The organism is Paraburkholderia translucens (genome assembly GCF_020881035.1).
GTDB classification, from domain to species: domain Bacteria; phylum Pseudomonadota; class Gammaproteobacteria; order Burkholderiales; family Burkholderiaceae; genus Paraburkholderia; species Paraburkholderia translucens.
In genome coordinates, this window is sequence record NZ_JAJITC010000008.1 from 71,153 (window position 1) to 89,656 (window position 18,504).

At 66.9% G+C, this 18,504-nt stretch carries 18 protein-coding genes; 14 read left to right on the plus strand and 4 right to left on the minus strand.

What is annotated here, in order from left to right; all coding sequences use genetic code 11:
* Positions 1-140 precede the first annotated feature (140 nt).
* From LJ655_RS16425 to pyrF, 14 genes are all read left to right on the plus strand, one after another.
* Positions 141-2,261 carry a ribonuclease catalytic domain-containing protein gene (locus tag LJ655_RS16425; protein ID WP_230562305.1) on the plus strand — a complete coding sequence of 707 codons (2,121 nt, stop codon included), beginning with the start codon at positions 141-143 and terminating at the stop codon, positions 2,259-2,261.
* Positions 2,258-3,121, plus strand: a complete 864-nt coding sequence (aroE, locus tag LJ655_RS16430) for a shikimate dehydrogenase (protein WP_230562306.1) — start codon at positions 2,258-2,260, stop codon at positions 3,119-3,121. The genes LJ655_RS16425 and aroE overlap by 4 nt, the downstream gene beginning before the upstream one ends.
* A gap of 23 nt (positions 3,122-3,144) precedes the next feature.
* Positions 3,145-3,879 carry a monofunctional biosynthetic peptidoglycan transglycosylase gene (gene mtgA / locus LJ655_RS16435; RefSeq protein WP_230562307.1) on the plus strand — a complete coding sequence of 245 codons (735 nt, stop codon included), beginning with the start codon at positions 3,145-3,147 and terminating at the stop codon, positions 3,877-3,879.
* Between the two features lie 378 nt (positions 3,880-4,257).
* Positions 4,258-5,262: an IclR family transcriptional regulator gene (locus tag LJ655_RS16440; protein WP_230562308.1), complete on the plus strand. Its 1,005-nt coding sequence runs from the start codon at positions 4,258-4,260 to the stop codon at positions 5,260-5,262.
* Positions 5,259-6,341: a 2-dehydro-3-deoxygalactonokinase gene (locus LJ655_RS16445; RefSeq protein ID WP_230562309.1), complete on the plus strand. Its 1,083-nt coding sequence runs from the start codon at positions 5,259-5,261 to the stop codon at positions 6,339-6,341. Before LJ655_RS16440 ends, LJ655_RS16445 begins: the two co-directional genes overlap by 4 nt.
* Before the next feature lie 45 nt (positions 6,342-6,386).
* Positions 6,387-7,067 (plus strand): 2-dehydro-3-deoxy-6-phosphogalactonate aldolase, encoded by a 681-nt coding sequence (locus LJ655_RS16450; protein WP_230562310.1) that lies wholly within the window; start codon positions 6,387-6,389, stop codon positions 7,065-7,067.
* Positions 7,064-7,840, plus strand: a complete 777-nt coding sequence (locus LJ655_RS16455; protein ID WP_230562311.1) for an SDR family oxidoreductase — start codon at positions 7,064-7,066, stop codon at positions 7,838-7,840. Before LJ655_RS16450 ends, LJ655_RS16455 begins: the two co-directional genes overlap by 4 nt.
* Positions 7,841-7,985: 145 nt before the next feature.
* Complete coding sequence (locus LJ655_RS16460) at positions 7,986-8,984, plus strand: arabinose ABC transporter substrate-binding protein (protein ID WP_230562312.1); 999 nt, start codon at positions 7,986-7,988, stop codon at positions 8,982-8,984.
* Between the two features lie 95 nt (positions 8,985-9,079).
* Positions 9,080-10,636 (plus strand): L-arabinose ABC transporter ATP-binding protein AraG, encoded by a 1,557-nt coding sequence (araG, locus tag LJ655_RS16465; RefSeq protein ID WP_230562313.1) that lies wholly within the window; start codon positions 9,080-9,082, stop codon positions 10,634-10,636.
* 54 nt (positions 10,637-10,690) lie between these two features.
* Positions 10,691-11,707 carry an L-arabinose ABC transporter permease AraH gene (gene araH, locus LJ655_RS16470; RefSeq protein WP_230562314.1) on the plus strand — a complete coding sequence of 339 codons (1,017 nt, stop codon included), beginning with the start codon at positions 10,691-10,693 and terminating at the stop codon, positions 11,705-11,707.
* Between the two features lie 41 nt (positions 11,708-11,748).
* Positions 11,749-12,549: an SDR family NAD(P)-dependent oxidoreductase gene (locus LJ655_RS16475; protein WP_230562315.1), complete on the plus strand. Its 801-nt coding sequence runs from the start codon at positions 11,749-11,751 to the stop codon at positions 12,547-12,549.
* On the plus strand, positions 12,546-13,475 hold the full coding sequence (locus tag LJ655_RS16480; RefSeq protein ID WP_230562316.1) for an SMP-30/gluconolactonase/LRE family protein: 930 nt from the start codon (positions 12,546-12,548) through the stop codon (positions 13,473-13,475). Before LJ655_RS16475 ends, LJ655_RS16480 begins: the two co-directional genes overlap by 4 nt.
* 217 nt (positions 13,476-13,692) lie before the next feature.
* Entirely contained in the window at positions 13,693-14,754 is a 1,062-nt protein-coding gene (locus tag LJ655_RS16485; protein WP_230562317.1) for an aldose 1-epimerase, read from the plus strand.
* Positions 14,755-14,841: 87 nt separating this feature from the next.
* Positions 14,842-15,657 (plus strand): orotidine-5'-phosphate decarboxylase, encoded by an 816-nt coding sequence (gene pyrF, locus LJ655_RS16490; protein WP_230562318.1) that lies wholly within the window; start codon positions 14,842-14,844, stop codon positions 15,655-15,657.
* Positions 15,658-15,693: 36 nt separating this feature from the next.
* Here the strand turns inward: pyrF and LJ655_RS16495 are convergent, their stop codons facing one another.
* From LJ655_RS16495 to thiL, 4 genes are all read right to left on the minus strand, one after another.
* Positions 15,694-16,224, minus strand: a complete 531-nt coding sequence (locus LJ655_RS16495; protein WP_230562319.1) for a cupin domain-containing protein — start codon at positions 16,222-16,224, stop codon at positions 15,694-15,696.
* Between the two features lie 45 nt (positions 16,225-16,269).
* Positions 16,270-16,770 (minus strand): CinA family protein, encoded by a 501-nt coding sequence (locus tag LJ655_RS16500; protein WP_230562320.1) that lies wholly within the window; start codon positions 16,768-16,770, stop codon positions 16,270-16,272.
* 75 nt (positions 16,771-16,845) lie between these two features.
* Positions 16,846-17,421: a phosphatidylglycerophosphatase A family protein gene (locus LJ655_RS16505; protein ID WP_230562321.1), complete on the minus strand. Its 576-nt coding sequence runs from the start codon at positions 17,419-17,421 to the stop codon at positions 16,846-16,848.
* Positions 17,411-18,412 (minus strand): thiamine-phosphate kinase, encoded by a 1,002-nt coding sequence (gene thiL / locus LJ655_RS16510; protein WP_230562322.1) that lies wholly within the window; start codon positions 18,410-18,412, stop codon positions 17,411-17,413. The genes LJ655_RS16505 and thiL overlap by 11 nt, the downstream gene beginning before the upstream one ends.
* Between the last annotated feature and the right edge of the window lie 92 nt (positions 18,413-18,504).

An 18,504-nucleotide genomic window follows, 5' to 3' on the forward strand; every position in this document is an offset into this window, starting at 1 on the left:
GCAAGATTCAACCCGCTGGCGCGCGCAGTGCGCACCGCGGATTCACTATCACGAACAGGTTGCCGCGCCGCGCATGCAGTGATCGATCGCCAGAGAGCGTCGGGCGCGCCGGCAGATGCTAGTCAGAACGAGAGTATTGAGTGAACGTTTTCTTCGAGGAATCGGGTAGTTTCAAGGCCGGCAGCGTGCTGTCGCGTCAGGGCGACGCGTTTCAGGTCGAGTTGCCGGGCGGGCGGCGCGCGAAGGTGCGCGCGAAGGATGTGCTGATCGAGTTCGAGAAGCCCACTGCGGCCGAACTGATGCAGCAGGCCGACGCGCTCGCGCAGGACATCGATCTCGACTTCCTGTGGGAATGCGCGCCGGACGATGAATTTCCGTTTGCGACGCTGGGCGCCGAGTACTTCGGCCAGAGCTTCGGTGCGATCGAGCGCGCGGCGCTGGTGTTGCGTTTGCACGGCTCGCCGGTGTACTTCCGCCGCAAGGGCCGCGGCATGTATCAGCGCGCGCCGCAAGAGCAGCTGAAGATGGCGCTCGCGGGCCTCGAGCGCAAGCGGCAGCAGGCGCTCGTGCAGGCGCAGTACGAGGAAGAGCTGAAGGCAGGCCGTTTGCCGGAAGCGTTCGCGGGCAGCAAGGGGCTCGCGCTCCTGACGAAGCCCGACAAGAACACGATCGAATACAAGGCGCTGGAGGCCGCCGCGGCCGCGCGCGGCATCTCGCAGGCGCGGCTGATGCTCGAATGCGGCGCGATCGCCTCGCCGCGCGCGCTGCACGAGGCGAAGTTCCTGTCCGAGTTCTTCCCGCACGGCACCGGCTTTCCGTCGGTCGCCGGCGCGAACGTGCCCGACGATCTGCCGCAGGCCGAGGTCGAAGCGTTCTCGATCGACGACATCACCACGACCGAAATCGACGACGCGTTCTCGGTCGAGCATCTGGCCGACGGCCGCGTGCGCATCGGCGTGCACATCGCCGCGCCGGCGCTCGGTATTCAGCGTGGCGATGAAGTCGATGCGATCGCGCGCGCGCGTTTGTCGACGGTCTACATGCCCGGCGACAAGATCACGATGCTGCCCGACAGCGTGGTCGACACCTTCACGCTCGCCGAGGGCGGGTATCGCCCGGCGCTGTCGCTGTACGTGATCGTCAATCGCGAGACGCAGGAAATCGTCGCGAGCGAAACGCGCGCCGAGCGCGTGTTCGTGAAGAGCAACCTGCGCCACAACACGCTCGACGAAATCGTCACCGAAGAAGCGCTCGCCGCAGGCAGCGGCGAGTATCCGCACAAGGACGATATCGCCGTGCTGTGGCCGTTCGCGCAGGCGCTGTTCGAAAAGCGCCAGACCGCGCGCGCCGGCTACGGTCTGCGCCGCGAGGTGCAGCGCAATACCGATTTCAATTTCTATGTCGACGGCGAGCACATCACGATTACGCCGCGCAGGCGCGGCTCGCCGCTCGACACGATCGTCGCCGAGCTGGCGATTCTCGCGAACTCGTCGTGGGGCGCGTTTCTGCACGATCACGGCGTGCCGGGCATCTACCGCACGCAGCGCGCGTTCGGCGCGCCGAGCGGCCCGAAGCGCACGCGCATGCAGACCAGCGCCGCGCCTCACGAAGGGCTCGGCGTCGCGCAGTACGCGTGGAGCACGTCGCCGCTGCGCCGCTACGTCGACCTCGTGAACCAGTGGCAGCTGATCGCGTGCGTGCAGCACGGCGTGACCGCGAAGCTCGCCGCGCCGTTCAAGCCGAAGGACGCCGATCTGTTCGCGGTCGTGCAGGGCTTCGACGACACCTACACCGCGTACGCCGACTACCAGCGCCGCATGGAGTACTTCTGGTGTCTGCGCTGGCTTACGCAGGAAAATCGCAAGCAGGTGGTCGCCTCCGTCGTGAAGGGTGATCTCGTGCGTCTGGAAGAAATTCCGCTGCTGCTGCACGTGCCAGGACTCGGCGTACATGCGCGCGGCACGCGCTTGCAGCTCGAAGTGATGTCGGTCGATGAACTGACGATCGAAGCGTCGGTGCGTCTGTTGCACGTGCTCGATGCGCCGAGCGTGACGAGCGGCGCCGAAGCGGAAGAAAGCGAGGACGAGGGCGACGAAGCGCTGCTCGACGCATCGGACGACAGCGCTGAAAGCGAAGCGGAAGCCCAGGCCGAAGCCGATGTCGACAACTCCAGCGACGACGAATCCGCCGCATCCGGCGAGGGCAACGCCGCCGCGGACGCCACCAACACCGACCAGCAGATCACGGAGCCGGGACGATGAGCGGTAACCAGACGCGTGACCGTTACGCGGTCATCGGCAACCCGGTCGGCCATAGCAAGTCGCCGTTCATCCACGGCCGTTTCGCGGCGCAAACGGGCGAGCCGGTCGACTACGGCCATCTGCTCGCCCCGGTCGACGCGTTCGTGCCGCACGTGCGCGCGTTCATCGAAGCGGGCGGGCGCGGCCTGAACGTGACGGTGCCGTTCAAGCTCGACGCGCATGCGTTCGCGGACACGCTGTCGCCGCGCGCGGCGGCGGCGGGTGCGGTGAACACGCTGCGGGTCGACGCCGGCGGCGTCTACGGTGACAACACGGATGGCTTCGGCCTCGTGCGCGATATCGAGGTGAATCTTGGCGTGCCGCTGAAAGGCGCGCGCATCCTGCTGCTCGGCGCGGGCGGTGCCGCACGCGGGGTCGTGCTGCCGATGCTCGATCGCGCGCCGCATACGCTCACCATCGTCAATCGCACGGCGCAAAAGGCTCAGGCGCTCGTCGAGCAGTTCGCGCAGGCCGCGCGCGACGCGCACTGCCGGCTCGCCGGCGGCAGCGCCCGCGCGATCGAAGCGGGCCAGTACGACGTGATCGTGAACGCGACCGCGGGCAGCCTCGACGCCTCGTTGCCGGAGTGCGACGACCGCGCGTTCGGCAACGGCACGCTCGCCTACGACATGATGTACGGCGCGCATCCGACGGTCTTCATGCAGCACGCGGCGAAGCTCGGCGCGCGCGGTGCAGACGGCCTCGGCATGCTGGTCGAGCAGGCCGCCGAATCGTTCTACGTTTGGCGCGGTGTGCGCCCGGACGGCGCGCCAGTGCTCGCAGAACTGCGCGCGCTGCTGACGGCGCCGTCGCCGGCGTAACGCGAGCGCGGACTGCCCGCACCATGACAGCCACGCGGCGTGCCAGCGGTTCGCGCGGCCGGCCCGGCCCGCTGCGCTGGCTCGCTTATCTGATCGCGGTCATGGTGATCGCATGGCTCGCGACGCAGGCGTTCTACTTCACGCAGATCGCGATCTGGAACGTCGTCAATCCGCGCTCGACCGCGTTCATGCGCTCGGACGCGTGGCGTCTGTCGCAGGATCGGCCCGAGCTGTCGATCCAGCGCACATGGGTGCCGTACGAGCAGATTTCGCGCAACCTGAAGCGCGCGATCATCGCGTCCGAAGATGCTAACTTCGTCAACAATAAAGGCTACGAAACCGACGCGATCCTGCAGGCGTGGGAGCGCAACAAGGCGCAGGGCCGGATCGTGCGCGGCGGTTCGACGATCTCGCAACAACTCGCGCGCAACCTGTTTCTGTCGCGCGAGAAAAGCTATATCCGCAAGGGCCAGGAGCTGATCATCACCTGGATGCTCGAAACGCTGATGGACAAGCAGCGCATCTTCGAGATCTATCTGAACTCAGTCGAATGGGGCAACGGCGTGTACGGCGCCGAAGCGGCCGCACAGTACTACTTCAAGACGTCGGCGAGCAAGCTCACGGCCGCGCAGTCCGCGCGGCTCGCGGTAATGTTGCCGCGCCCCCGATATTTCGATGAACACAGGAATTCGGCGTATCTCGCGCAACGTGCGCGCGTCATCGCACGGCGCATGGGCGCGGCTGAATTGCCGGATTGAAGCAGCCCTGTAGCTCCCCGGTTTTCCCCGCTTCCAGGCCCGCCTCGCGCGGGCTTTTTTGCGTCCTGATGCAGAGGCCCGACTGCCCGCTCAACACTCGGCAAACCACTAAAATCTCACTATATGGACGCAACATTCACATATTGGTGATTCCAAAAAGTCGCCCTACAATCCAAGCCAACATGCATCGCCAGCGCGCGCCCAGTGCAGCGACACAGCGAATAGCAAATAGCGAATAGCGACAGAAAAACCGGAGACGAGTCCCACCATGTCTGGCAGCCAATCACAGCAGCCGCGCGAGCGCGGCGCCGCACGCGTTCCCGCCCTGTCCTCCGGCCCCGCGCGCTAAGCGCAGAAACCATCCGACAGCGAGTCGCCATGAACAAAGCGATGCCCAACGACGCCGCCAGCGCGGCCGAGGCCGTGCAGCGGTCGAGCGGCGTGCCGAAGTCCGCGCCGCACGAGCCCTCACCCGTCACCACCCATGTCGCCGCCAGTGCGTCCGCGACCGCGAGGACGTCGCGACCGGTGGCGCGCGCGGCTACCGTCGACGGACTCGGGCTACCGGGCACGCTGCTGGAAATCACGCCGCAGCAGGCCGGCACGCAGACGCTGTTGCGCGGCCTCGCGATTCTCGAGGCGGCCGCGGCCGGCGTGCGCGATCTGCGCAGCTTCGGCGCGGCGCTCGGCACGACCCGCAGCACGACGCACCGGCTCGTCAGCAGCCTCGTGCAGGCGCGCTATCTGCGTCAGGTGCAGGGCGGCTATCTGCTCGGGCCGAAGCTGATCGAGCTCGGTACGATCGCGCTCGAACAGATGCCCCTCACGGCAGTGGCGCGCCCGCACCTGGAGTCGCTTGCCGAGCAGACGCTCGACACGATCCACCTCGGCGTGCGCGACGGCGACGACGTGCTTTACATCGACAAGATCCCCGGCACGCGCGGCCTCGAAATGCGCTCGCGTGTCGGCCATCGGATGCCGCTCGCCTCGACCGGCATCGGCAAGGCACTGATGCTCGACCTCGCGCCGGACGCATGGCGCTCGCTGTTCGACGCATCGCGCCGAGCGCTCGCGGGCGTCAGCTTCAAGCCGGACAACCGTCCCGACGCGCCGACTTTCCTGCAGCGCATGAACAGCTACGCGGCCGGCGGCTACACGTTCGATCTCGAAGAGAACGAGGCGGCGATCCGCTGCGTCGCGGCGCCGGTGCGCGACGCGTCGGGCGCGATCGTCGCGGCGCTGTCGGTGGCGAGCACGATTCCGTATATGCCGCTCGAACGGATGGACGAACTGATTCCGGTCGTTCAGCGCGAGGCGCGCGCGATTTCGGAAGAACTCGGTTGGCGCGCTCCGCAACCGGCCACGCGCAGGATCAAGCGATGAACCAAGCGGGCACCGCCACGCCGGCAAACCACCAACCGGCCGCCGATGGAGCCGTCCTCGCCGATGCCGATCTCGCGCAAGCCGCGCTGATCGCGCTCGACTGGGGCACGACGTCGCTGCGCGCCTATCTGTTCGACGCGCACGGTCGCGTACTGGCGACGCGCGCATCGACGACCGGCATCATGAATCTGCCGCGCAGCGCGGCTGAGGGCGGCTTCGACGCCGCCTTCGACGACGCCTGCGGCGCATGGCTCGACCGCGCGCGCGGCGTGCCGGTGATCGCGGCGGGGATGGTCGGCAGCGCGCAAGGCTGGCGCGAGGCGCCGTATGTCGAGACGCCCGCAAGCGCCGACGCGCTGGTGGCCGGCCTCGTGCGCGTGCAGACCGCGTGCGGCGCGACGCTGCATATCGTGCCGGGCGTCCTGCAACGCGGCGAACTGCCGAACGTGATGCGCGGCGAGGAGACGCAGATTTTCGGCGCGCTCAGCGCGGACGCGAACGGCGCGCCAGACACGAACGCCATCGACAGCAACGACCGCTCGCTGATCGGCCTGCCCGGCACCCATGCGAAATGGGCCGTCGTGCAGGCAGGGCGCATCGAGCGTTTTCACACGTTCATGACCGGCGAGGTGTTCGCCGCGCTGCGAGAACACACGATTCTCGGCCGCACGATGGTCACGCCCGATCGCCCCGATACCGAAGCATTTCTGCGCGGCGTGAACATCGCGCGCGAGAAAGGCCAGGCGGGCATGCTCGCGACCGTGTTCAGCACGCGCACGCTCGGCCTGACCGGCGAGTTGCCGAGCGAGGCGCAGCCCGACTATCTGTCGGGCCTGCTGATCGGACACGAACTGGCCGGCCTCGAAGCGCTGCTCGCGCAGCAAGGCAGTTCGCTCGCCCGCCAGAGTCTGCGGCTGATCGGCAACGACGCGCTGTGCGAGCGCTACCGTCTCGCGCTCGCGCAATTCGGCTGCCTGCGCGCGGAACCGGTCAGGCACGCGACCGAGCGCGGCCTGTGGCGCGTCGCCGTCGCAGCGGGGCTGGTCCAGCCGTTCACTCACGCGGCGCGCGCGGGCTAACCGGCGCTGCGCTCGCCCATGACGCTCACGAACCAAGGAACCGACATGCAACCTCACATCAATCTGCCCGCGCCGTACATGCCGCACGCGGGTCTGATCACTGCGTTCGAAGCCTGTCCGCTGATCGCGATCCTGCGCGGGGTCACGCCCGCCGACGCGGCCGATCACGGGCAAGCCCTGTACGAAGCCGGTTTTCGCATCGTCGAAGTGCCGCTGAATTCGCCGCAGCCGTTCGACAGCATCTCGGCGATCCGCGAGGTGCTGCCGCCCGATGCGATCGTCGGCGCGGGCACGGTGCTGCATCCGCAGTTCGTCGACGACGTGAAGGCCGCGGGCGGCGAGCTCGTCGTCATGCCGCATAGCGATCCGGAGGTCGTCATCGCCGCGAAGGCACGCGGCCTCGCATGCGCGCCGGGCGTTGCGACGCCGACCGAAGCGTTCATCGCGCTCAAGAACGGCGCGGACGTGCTGAAAATGTTCCCTGCCGAGCAGCTCGGCTGCCAGATCGTCAAGGCATGGCGCGCGGTGATCGCCGCGCAGGTGCCGCTCGTGCCGGTGGGCGGCATCACGCCGGACAACATGGGGCCGTTCCTCAGCGCCGGCGCGAACGGCTTCGGCCTCGGCTCGGCGCTGTACAAGCCGGGACAGAGCGCGGCGGTGACCGCTTCGCATGCGAAGGCGTTCATCAACGGTTTGCGGATCGCCCGCGCGGGCGCGAGGAAATGAACCGGCTCGCCGGCAAAGCCGCTCTCGTCACCGGCGCGGGGCGCGGCATCGGTGCGGCGATCGCGCTCGCGTTCGCGCGCGAGGGCGCGGCGGTCGTGCTGGCGGAACTCGATCTCGACATGGCGCAACGCACGGCCGCGCAGATCGAGGCACAGACCGGGGCGCGCGTGCTCGCGGTGCAGACCGACGTGACGCAGTCCGCGTCGGTCCAGCAGGCGGTGAGCGAGGGCGAACGCGCGTTCGGCGGGCTCGACATCTTCGTGAACAACGCGGGCATCAACGTGTTCTGCGATCCGCTGACGATGACCGACGACGACTGGCGGCGCTGTTTCGCGGTCGATCTCGACGGCGTGTGGAACGGCTGTCGCGCGGCGCTGCCGGGCATGGTCGAGCGGGGCGCGGGCAGCATCGTGAATATTGCGTCGACGCACGCGTTCAAGATCATTCCGGGCTGCTTTCCGTACCCGGTCGCAAAGCACGGCGTGATTGGCCTCACGCGCGCGCTCGGCATCGAGTACGCACCGCACAACGTGCGCGTGAATGCGATCGCGCCGGGCTACATCGAGACGCAGTTGACGCACGACTGGTGGAACGCGCAGCCCGATCCGGCCGCCGCGAAGCAGGCGACACTCGATCTGCAGCCGATGAAGCGCATCGGTCGCCCGGAGGAGGTGGCGATGACCGCGGTGTTCCTCGCATCGGACGAGGCGCCGTTCATCAACGCGAGCTGCATCACCGTCGATGGCGGTCGCTCGGTGCTGTATCACGACTGAATTCGCCTCGCCAGGAGACGCTTGCGGACGCCCAGGCACACACACGCACAGAACACCGGACGACGCGCTGGCCGCGTGTGTCAGACCGGTACTAGAAGACGCGGCCGATACCTTCTCGTTATCAATTAGTCAGGAGACACGCATCATGAAACGCAGAATTTTCCTCACGCTGGCAGCGGCGGCGACGGGTGTGCTCTTCAACGCGCCGGCCGTGCAGGCTGCCGATACCGTGAAGATCGGCTTCCTCGTGAAGCAGCCTGAGGAGCCCTGGTTCCAGGATGAATGGAAATTCGCCGAGATCGCCGCCAAGGACAAGGGCTTCACGCTCGTGAAGATCGGTGCGCCGTCGGGCGAGAAGGTAATGAGCGCCATCGATAACCTCGCCGCGCAGAAGGCGCAGGGCTTCGTGATCTGCACGCCCGACGTCAAGCTCGGGCCGGGCATCGTCGCGAAGGCGAAGGCCGATGGCCTGAAGATGATGACGGTCGACGACCGCCTGGTCGACGGCGCCGGCAAGCCGATCGAGTCGGTGCCGCATATGGGCATCTCGGCGTACAACATCGGCAAGCAGGTCGGCGACGGTATCGCGGCTGAAATCAAGAAGCGCGGCTGGGACATGAAGGAAGTCGGCGCGATCGACGTGACCTACGAGCAACTGCCCACCGCCCATGACCGCACCACCGGCGCGACCGACGCGCTGGTCGCCGCGGGCTTTCCGAAAGCGAACGTGATCGCCGCGCCGCAGGCGAAGACCGACACGGAAAACGCGTTCAACGCGGCCAACATCGCGCTGACGAAGAACCCGCAGTTCAAGCACTGGGTCGCTTACGCGCTGAACGATGAAGGCGTGCTCGGCGCGGTGCGCGCGGCGGAAGGCCGCGGCATCAAGGCCGACAACATGATCGGCGTCGGCATCGGCGGCGCGGACTCGGCGTTGAACGAGTTCAAGAAGCCCCAGCCGACGGGCTTCTTCGGCACCGTGATCATCAGCCCGAAGCGCCACGGCGAGGAAACCTCGGAACTGATGTACGCGTGGATCACGCAAGGCAAGGAGCCGCCGCTGCTGACGCTGACGAGCGGCATGCTCGCGACGCGCGAGAACGTCGGGGAAGTGCGCGAGAAGATGGGCCTCGCGTCGAAGTGAGCGCGAGTCTTGCGGTGAGCTGAAGTACACCGCCGGCGCGCCGCTCGCCTCGGTATCGGGGCGAGCGGCGCGCGTACGGTCTACAAGGAGGCGAAGTGTCAGCGACGCTACGTTTTGACAATATTGGCAAGGTTTTTCCAGGCGTGCGCGCGCTCGACGGTGTGTCCTTCGACGTCAACGTCGGCCAGGTGCACGGCCTGATGGGCGAAAACGGCGCAGGAAAATCGACGCTGCTGAAGATCCTCGGCGGCGAGTATCAGCCCGATTCGGGCCGCATGATGATCGACGGCAACGAGGTGCATTTTCCGAGCGCGGCCGCGTCGATCGGCGCCGGCATCGCGGTGATTCACCAGGAACTGCAGTACGTGCCCGACCTCACGGTCGCGGAAAATCTGCTGCTCGGCCAGCTGCCCAACTCGCTCGGCTGGGTCAACAAGCGCGAGGCGAAGCGCTTCGTGCGCGAGCGGCTCGAAGCGATGGGCGTCGCGCTCGATCCGAACGCCAAGTTGCGCAAGCTGTCGATCGCGCAGCGGCAGATGGTCGAGATCTGCAAGGCGCTCATGCGCAACGCGCGCGTGATCGCGCTCGACGAGCCGACCAGCTCGCTGTCGCATCGCGAGACCGAGGTGCTGTTCAAGCTCGTGCGCGATCTGCGCGCCGACAACCGCGCGATGATCTACATCTCGCACCGCATGGACGAGATTTACGAGCTGTGCGACGCGTGCACGATCTTCCGCGACGGCCGTAAGGTTGCGTCGCATCCCACACTCGAAGGCGTGTCGCGCGACATGATCGTCAGCGAGATGGTCGGGCGGGAGATTTCGGACATCTACAGCTATGCGCCGCGGCCGCTCGGCGAAGTGCGCTTCGCCGCGAAAGCGATCGAAGGTCATCCGCTCGAGCAGCCGGCGAGCTTCGAGGTGCGGCGCGGCGAGATCGTCGGTTTCTTCGGTCTGGTCGGCGCGGGGCGCAGCGAGCTGATGCATCTGGTGTATGGCGCCGAGCATCGCAAAGGTGGCGAGCTGATGCTCGACGGCAAGCCGATCAAGGTGCGCAGCGCGGGCGAGGCGATCAAACACGGCATCGTGCTGTGTCCCGAGGATCGCAAGGAAGAGGGCATCGTCGCGATGGCGAGCGTCGCCGAGAACATCAACATCAGCTGCCGCCGTCACTATTTGCGCGCGGGCGTGTTTCTCGATCGCAAGAAGGAAGCGCAGACCGCCGACCGTTTCATCAAGCTCCTGAAGATCAAGACGCCGCATCGCCGGCAGAAGATCCGCTTCCTGTCGGGCGGCAACCAGCAGAAGGCGATTCTGTCGCGCTGGCTCGCCGAGCCCGATCTGAAGGTCGTGATTCTCGACGAACCGACGCGCGGCATCGACGTCGGCGCGAAGCACGAGATCTATCACGTGATCTATCAGCTTGCGGAGCGCGGCTGCGCGATCGTGATGATTTCGTCGGAATTGCCCGAAGTGCTCGGTGTGTCCGACCGGATCGTCGTGATGCGCCAGGGCCGCATTTCCGGCGAGCTTGCACGCAAGGATGCGACCGAGCAGTCGGTGCTGAGCCTCGCGCTGCCGCAAAGCTCCACCGCGCTGCCGGATAACGCAAGCTTGAACGCCGCCAGCCAGAACGCGTCGCGCGCGGCCTGAACCTTATCCGGACGTGAGTCCGCAACCCGTGGGGAACGGGGAGGAGTATTGAACATGCAAGCCAGAGAAAACCTCGCGCAGCAGACCGCCAAGAGCGCGGCGGACGCGCTGATTCCGCACACCACCGACAAGGCCAGATGGTGGCAGCAAATCACCGAATACAGCCTGATCGTGATCTTCGTCGTCATGTTCGTCACGATGTCGCTGACCGTCGATCATTTCTTCTCGATCGAGAACATGCTCGGCCTCGCGCTGTCGATTTCGCAGATCGGCATGGTCGCGTGCACGATGATGTTCTGCCTCGCGTCGCGCGACTTCGACCTGTCGGTCGGCTCGACCGTCGCGTTTGCCGGAGTGCTGTGCGCGATGGTGCTGAACGCGACGAACAGCACGTTCATCGCGATCGTCGCGGCGGTCGCGGCGGGCGCCGTGATTGGCTTCGTCAACGGCGCGGTGATCGCTTATTTGCGGATCAACGCGCTGATCACGACGCTCGCGACGATGGAAATCGTCCGCGGCCTCGGCTTCATCGTGTCGCATGGGCAGGCCGTCGGCGTGTCGTCGGATACGTTCATCGCGTTGGGCGGCCTGACGTTCTTCGGCGTGTCGCTGCCGATCTGGGTCACGCTGATCTGCTTCATCGTGTTCGGCGTGATGCTGAACCAGACCGTGTACGGCCGCAATACGCTCGCGATCGGCGGCAATCCTGAAGCGTCGCGGCTCGCCGGTATCAACGTGGAGCGCACGCGCGTCTATATCTTCCTGATCCAGGGCGCGGTCACCGCGCTCGCCGGCGTGATCCTCGCCTCGCGCATCACCTCGGGTCAGCCGAACGCCGCCGAAGGCTTCGAGCTGAACGTGATCTCCGCGTGCGTGCTCGGCGGCGTGTCGCTGCTGGGCGGCCGCGCCACGATCTCGGGCGTCGTGATCGGCGTGCTGATCATGGGCACGGTCGAAAACGTGATGAACCTCATGAACATCGACGCGTTCTACCAGTACCTCGTGCGCGGCGCGATCCTGCTCGCGGCCGTGTTGCTCGACCAGTTGAAGAACCGCGGTTCGCGCGACTGATTTATTTTCATCTCATCTCAAGCTCATAAAGGAATCGAACGATGTCGTCTCCCGCCAATGCAAACGTCCGCCTCGCTGACACCGCGTACGCGCGCTATCCGAGCCTCGTCGACCGTACGGTGCTGATCACGGGCGGCGCGACCGGCATCGGCGCATCGTTCGTCGAGCACTTCGCGGCGCAGGGCGCTCGCGTCGCGTTCTTCGATATCGATGCGAGCGCGGGCGAAGCCCTCGCCGAGCAGCTCGGCGATTCGAAGCACAAGCCGCTCTTTCTGAGCTGCGATCTGACCGACGTCGACGCGCTGCAAAAAGCAATCGCCGACGTGAAGGCGGCGCTGGGTCCGATCCAGGTGCTCGTCAACAATGCGGCGAACGACAAGCGCCACCAGATCGGCGAGGTGACGCGCGAGTCGTTCGACGCGGGTATCGCGGTCAACATCCGCCATCAGTTCTTCGCGGCGCAGGCCGTGATGGAGGACATGAAGGCCGCGCGCAGCGGCTCCATCATCAACCTCGGCTCGATCAGCTGGATGCTGAAGAACGGCGGCTATCCGGTGTACGTCTTGTCGAAGTCGGCGGTGCAGGGGTTGACGCGCGGCCTTGCGCGCGACCTCGGGCACTTCAATATTCGCGTCAATACGCTGGTGCCGGGCTGGGTGATGACGGAGAAGCAGTTGCGTCTGTGGCTCGACGACAACGGCCGCCGCCAGATCAAGGAGGGCCAGTGCATCGACGCCGAGCTGATGCCGGCCGACCTCGCGCGCATGGCGCTGTTCCTTGCCGCCGACGACAGCCGCATGATCACCGCGCAGGACATCGTCGTCGACGGAGGCTGGGCGTGAGCGTCAACCCGCGCGCGCAGCGGGCCACGCTGCTCATCGACGCGCAATGCGAGCTTGGCGAAGGCGCGACCTGGTGCTCGAGGAGCGGGCGCTTCTACTGGACCGACATCGAAGGCGCGCGGCTGTGGCGCTACGATCCGGCCGACGGCCGCAGCGATTCGTTCGACATGCCCGAGCGGCTCGCCACCTTCGCGCTGTGTGAAAACCCGCGCTACCTGCTGCTCGGGCTCGCATCGCAGCTCGCGTTTTTCGATCTGGAAACCGGCAATACGCAGCGGATCATCGACGTCGAGCCCGGCATGAATACACGCGTCAACGATGGCCGCTGCGATCGGCAAGGGCGCTTCGTGTTCGGCACCAAGGACGAAAGTGGAAAACTGCAGGCGGTCGGCGGCTTTTACCGGCTCAATCAAGATCTGTCGCTGGAACGCTTACCGTTGCCAGCGCCGGCGATTTCGAACAGCCTCGCATTCAGCCCCGACGGCGCGACGATGTACTACTGCGATTCGCCGACGCGTGAAATCCGCGCCTGCGACTATCACGCGGATGGCGGTATCGCGAACGAACGGCTGTTCACTCGTCTGACCGATGCGAACGGCATCCCCGACGGCTCGACCGTCGACAGCGACGGCGGTCTGTGGAACGCGCAGTGGGGCGGCGCGCGCGTGGTGCGCTACGGTCCCGATGGCGTGGAAACCGAGCGCATCGACGTGCCGACCACGCAGCCGAGCTGCGTCGCGTTCGGCGCTGCCGCTCTCGGCGCGGCCGCGCACAGCGCGCCGCTCGACACGCTGTACATCACGAGCGCGTACGCCGAGCTCGACGCGACGGCGCGCGCGGCCGACACGCTCGCGGGCGGCGTGTTCGTCGCGACGCTTGCGCGCCACGGTTTGGCCGAGCCGCTGTTCCAGGGCGCGCCCATCTAGCGCAGAATGACGCAGCCTTGGCCGCGCGCCGGGGCCGCGATCCCGAAGGTGAAACAGAAGTCGATGTGGCAGTTTCGGCTGCGAGCGGCACGCCCGCGGCCGGCCGGCAACGAATCGGCAACATGCAGTTCGGACTCGAGGCGACTTCGTCAAAAGATCGCCCACCACACCCGCCAGCCCGGACGGCAACGTCCCACGCCTCTCGATGGAGCCAGATATGACTGTTGCGAATCTCGTTTCAGCCTCATCCACCACGTCCCAAACCCGCCGCTCGCGACTTGCCGCGGCGGCCAACCCTGTGCTCGCGGGCCCGAGCACGTCGGCGGTGGCGGTCGGCGAAAGCAGCGCCGGCGATATCGCGTGCATCACGCTCGCCAACGCGCAACTGCGCCTCGACGTAGCGCCGACGCTCGGTGGCGGCGTGACCCGCTTCGACTGGCGCGACGACGGCGTGCTGACGCCGATCTTCCGGCGCTGCCACCACGTCGGCGTCGACACGCAACCGAATCAGCTCGCCTGCTATCCGCTGCTGCCGTACTCGAACCGCATCGGCGGCGGTCGTTTCAGCGTGGCTGGGCGGCGCGTCGAGGTGCCGCGCAACCGCGCCGACGAACCGCTGCCGATTCACGGCGACGGCTGGCTCGCGCCATGGCAGGTGCTCGACGCCGACCGCGAACGCGTGCGGCTCATGCTCGATCACCGCGACGGCAAGCCGTACGCGTTCCGCGCGACGCAAACCTATAGGCTCGACGGTCCCACGCTGGTGGTCGCGCTCGAAATCGAAAACACTGGCCGCGAGGCTCTGCCGTTCGGGCTCGGCGTGCACCCGTTCTTCGTGCGCGACGCGGATACCGAGCTGTCGGCGGCGGCGGGCGGCCTGTGGCTGTCGGGCGACGACTGGCTGCCGGTGCGTCACGTGCCGGCGCCGCCCGCCTGGCAATTCGGCGTCGCGTATCCGCTGCCGGAGACGATCGTCAATCACGCGTTCACCGGCTGGAGCGGCCAGGCATCGGTGGTGTGGCCGAAGCGCCGCCTATCGCTGAACATCGCTGCCGATACCGACTACTACGTGCTGTACACCCCACCCGGCGAAGACTTCTTCTGCTTCGAGCCGGTCGATCATCCGATCAATGCAGTGAACCTCGCCGGCGGCGCGAGCGAAAACGGCATGACCCTGCTCAAGCGCGGCGAGCGCCTGACGCGCACGTTCCGCTTTTCGGTCGAGCGCATCGGGCTACGCTCGATGCCGGGCGGGCGCGGCATGCGGCGCAAGGCGTAGGAGGCGAGGCGGCGCCGCAAGGAGCCGCGCGCGAGACGCGGGTAAAATACGCGCCTCCCCGATTACCGGCTCGCCGCGAGACTCACCATGTCCAATTTCATCCAGACACTCAACGACGCCTGGCAGCGCACGAACTCGCTGCTGTGCGTTGGCCTCGATCCCGAGCCCAGCAAATTCCCGGGTGCGCTCGCCGGCCGCGCCGACGCGATCTTCGAGTTCTGCCGCACGATCGTCGATGCGACCGCGCCGTACGCGTCGTCGTTCAAGCCGCAGATTGCCTACTTCGCCGCGCATCGCGCGGAGGACCAACTCGAGCAGTTGATCGCCCACATCCACGCGAACCATCCGGGCCTGCCGGTGATTCTCGACGCGAAGCGCGGCGATATCGGCAGCACCGCCGAGCAGTACGCGCGCGAGGCTTTCGAGCGCTACCGGGCCGACGCGGTGACGGTCAATCCGTACATGGGTTTCGATTCCATCGAGCCGTATCTCGAGCACGAGGGCAAGGGCGTGATCGTGCTGTGCCGCACGTCGAACCCGGGCGGCTCCGATCTGCAATTCCTCGAAACGGGCGGCCGGCCGTTGTATCAGGTCGTCGCGCAACTGGCGGCGCAGAAGTGGAATGCGAGCGGGCAGCTCGGTCTCGTGGTCGGCGCGACGTTTCCGAAGGAAATTGAAGTGGTGCGCGGGATCGTCGGCGACATGCCGCTGCTGATTCCGGGCATCGGCGCGCAGGGCGGCGACGTGCAGGCCACCGTGAGCGCCGGGCGGACCGCGAACGGCACCGGCATGCTGATCAACTCGTCGCGAGCGATCATCTATGCGGGCAAGGGCGACGACTTCGCGCAAGCGGCCGCGCAGGCCGCGAAGGACACGCGCGACAGGATCAACGCGTTTCGTTGAACCTGCGGGCGATCCCGCGACGGGCGGCGCGACGCGTCAAGCCGCCGGCCCGAGCCGCCCGATCAACTCCGCATGCCGCGGATGCCGCGCCTTCAGTGCGCCCACGTCCGCGAGCTCGAACTCGCTGAATTCGAAACCCGGCGCCACCGTGCAACCGACCAGCGCGAACGACGCCGGATCGGCGCATTCGGCGGCGAACCACAAGCCTGCCGGCACGACGCCCTGACACACTGTGTGGGGATGCGTCAGCGGATTGCCGAGCTGGTGCGTGACGAGCGTGCCGCCGGCGTTGCTTTCGTCCAGCACATGGACCAGCAACGGCTCGCCGGCGTAGAAGTGCCACACCTCGTCGGAACGAATCCGATGCCACGCCGAATGCGCGCCGTCGCGCAGCAGGTAATAGATCGCGGTCGACGCCGCGCGGGTGCCGTCAGTCTTGCCCGGTTGGCCGGCGCGCAGCACGCGCGCGTCCGAACGGTAGGTTTCCGCGAAAAAGCCGCCCTCAGGATGCGGCTTCAGTTCGAAGCGGCGGATCAGTTCGTCGGCGATCGAGCGCGAATCCGGCATGGCTCCGTCTCCTGGGCGATGGTTAGATACGAGGCCGCGCCCCGTTCAATGTTCGCGCTCGTCGAGCAGCGCCAGCAGTCCGCGCAGCGCGTGCGCCGTGGCCTGCACGCGGATCTGTTCGCGGTCGCCTTTGAATATTTTCGTTTCCACCGATGTATGCAGCCGGTTGCTCCAGCCGAACGACACCATGCCGACCGGCTTGTTCTCGGTGCCGCCGCCGGGTCCGGCGACGCCGGTGGTCGAGAGCGACACCTGCGCGCGGCTGTTGCGCAGGGCGCCTTCGGCCATTGCGCGCGCGACCGGCTCGCTGACCGCGCCGTGCTTTTCGATCAGCTCGGCCGGCACGCCGATCATTTCGCTTTTCGCCTGGTTCGAATATGTGACGAAACCGCGCTCGAACCAGCCGCTGCTGCCGGAAATGTCGGTGATCGCGGTCGCGACCATGCCGCCCGTGCAGGACTCGGCGGTCACGAGCATCAGGCGCTCGTCGCGCAGACGGTTGCTCACGCGGATCGCAAGCTGATGAACGACGGAATCGGTAGGCATAGCGTCAGTCAATCCAAAAAACGAAGCCGGCCGTGAGGCGCGGCAAACGGCACTCAAACGATGATCAGGCAGCGCTCAAACCGACATCCGCCACAGCGCAATCACGAGCAACGAAAAGAATGCGGCGATCAGGTCATCGAACATGATGCCAAAGCCACCTTTCAGCCGGCGGTCGAAGTAGCCGATGGGCGGTGGCTTCACCATGTCGAAGAAGCGGAAGACCACGAACGCCCACACCTGGCCGCCGAGCGAGACAGGCGTGACCATCAGCAGCACGAGCCAGAACGCGACGATTTCGTCCCACACGACCGCCGACGGATCCTCGACGCCGAGCCGCTTCGCAGTAAAGTCGCACAGCGCGATGCCACCGAGAAAGCCGACGACAATCAGCACGCCCCAATCGATGACCGTCAAAAAGCGGCTCAGTACCGCGAACGAGGCCCACGCGAACAGCGTGCCGGCCGTGCCCGGCGCGACCGGCGACAGACCGCTGCCGAAGCCGAGTGACAGGATGTGGACTGGATGCGACAGCATGAAGCGCGCGGTCGCGCGACGCGGCTGAGCGGGTTTCGGCGCGCGCGGTCCGGGTGCCCGGGGCGGTTCGCCGCCGATGAAGTCGTCGGCGGGGCCGAGCGAGGGGTCATTCTGCATGGAAGTGATCGAAACCTTGCAACGTCACGGTGAGCGGCGCGCCGGCGGCGTTGCGCCACGCGATGGCCGGGCGGTCGGCGGGCGACGCCAGAGCAGCTATTGTACCGATGCGGGTGACTGGCACGGACGCCTTCTGCGCGGCGGCTTGGACCGCGGCGCGCGCGGCGCTGGGCGCGGTGAAGCACAACTCGTAGTCGTCGCCGCCCGCGAGGGTGCAGCGCTGCTGGATGTCGGGCGCGAGTCGGCGCAGCGCGGCCGAGCGCGGCACCGCGTCGACGTCGACGCTGGCGCGCATCGACGAGCGCTCGAGGATGTGCAATAGATCGCCGGCCAAGCCGTCCGACAGGTCGAGCGCCGCGTGCGCGATGCCGCGCAAAGCGAGGCCGAGCGCGATGCGCGGCTCGGGGCGTTCGAGCGCGTGGCGGAACATCGCGGCGTCGTTCGCATTGGCGGTCCATTCGCCGCGCTGCACGCCGAGTCCGGCGCGCGCATCGCCGAGCGTGCCGGAGATCCAGATGTCGTCACCGGGTTGCGCGGCATCGCGGCGCAACGCCGTTTGTGGCGGCACGCTGCCGAACACCGTGATGCACAGATTGAGCGGGCCGCCCGTCGTGTCGCCGCCGATCAGCTCGCAACCGTAACGCTCGGCCAGTGCGAACAGACCTTCGCTGAACCCGGCGAGCCAGGCCTCGTCTGCTTTGGGCAGCGAAAAGGCCAACATGAACGCGAGTGGCTGCGCGCCCATCGCGGCGAGGTCCGAGAGATTGACGGCGAGCGCCTTGTGGCCGAGCGCTTCGGGATCGATATCAGCGAAGAAATGGCGGCCTTCGACCAGCATGTCCGTCGATATCGCCAGCATCTCGCCTGCGCGCGGCGTCAGCAACGCACAATCGTCGCCGATGCCAAGCGGGATGCCCTCTGCAGCGGACGACCGGTTAGCAGCGGCACGGCGGGCGAAGAAGCGGTCGATCAGCGAAAACTCGGAGAGCATGTTGGCGGCACGTGAGCGGAGAAGAAGGGAGAAATTATGCAGCTAGCGATTGTGCAACGCGGTGGCCCGCCGCACGCGTAGGACCATCGCCC

Excerpts from the sequence above, each read along its gene's own strand:
- aroE (WP_230562306.1), top strand. The coding sequence starts at position 2,258 with ATGAGCGGTAACCAGACGCGTGACCGTTACGCGGTCATCGGCAACCCG.
- mtgA (WP_230562307.1), top strand. The coding sequence starts at position 3,145 with ATGACAGCCACGCGGCGTGCCAGCGGTTCGCGCGGCCGGCCCGGCCCG.
- LJ655_RS16440 (WP_230562308.1), top strand. The coding sequence starts at position 4,258 with ATGAACAAAGCGATGCCCAACGACGCCGCCAGCGCGGCCGAGGCCGTG.
- LJ655_RS16445 (WP_230562309.1), top strand. The coding sequence starts at position 5,259 with ATGAACCAAGCGGGCACCGCCACGCCGGCAAACCACCAACCGGCCGCC.
- LJ655_RS16450 (WP_230562310.1), top strand. The coding sequence starts at position 6,387 with ATGCAACCTCACATCAATCTGCCCGCGCCGTACATGCCGCACGCGGGT.
- LJ655_RS16455 (WP_230562311.1), top strand. The coding sequence starts at position 7,064 with ATGAACCGGCTCGCCGGCAAAGCCGCTCTCGTCACCGGCGCGGGGCGC.
- LJ655_RS16460 (WP_230562312.1), top strand. The coding sequence starts at position 7,986 with ATGAAACGCAGAATTTTCCTCACGCTGGCAGCGGCGGCGACGGGTGTG.
- araH (WP_230562314.1), top strand. The coding sequence starts at position 10,691 with ATGCAAGCCAGAGAAAACCTCGCGCAGCAGACCGCCAAGAGCGCGGCG.
- LJ655_RS16475 (WP_230562315.1), top strand. The coding sequence starts at position 11,749 with ATGTCGTCTCCCGCCAATGCAAACGTCCGCCTCGCTGACACCGCGTAC.
- LJ655_RS16485 (WP_230562317.1), top strand. The coding sequence starts at position 13,693 with ATGACTGTTGCGAATCTCGTTTCAGCCTCATCCACCACGTCCCAAACC.
- pyrF (WP_230562318.1), top strand. The coding sequence starts at position 14,842 with ATGTCCAATTTCATCCAGACACTCAACGACGCCTGGCAGCGCACGAAC.
- LJ655_RS16495 (WP_230562319.1), bottom strand. The coding sequence starts at position 16,224 with ATGCCGGATTCGCGCTCGATCGCCGACGAACTGATCCGCCGCTTCGAA.
- LJ655_RS16500 (WP_230562320.1), bottom strand. The coding sequence starts at position 16,770 with ATGCCTACCGATTCCGTCGTTCATCAGCTTGCGATCCGCGTGAGCAAC.
- LJ655_RS16505 (WP_230562321.1), bottom strand. The coding sequence starts at position 17,421 with ATGCAGAATGACCCCTCGCTCGGCCCCGCCGACGACTTCATCGGCGGC.
- thiL (WP_230562322.1), bottom strand. The coding sequence starts at position 18,412 with ATGCTCTCCGAGTTTTCGCTGATCGACCGCTTCTTCGCCCGCCGTGCC.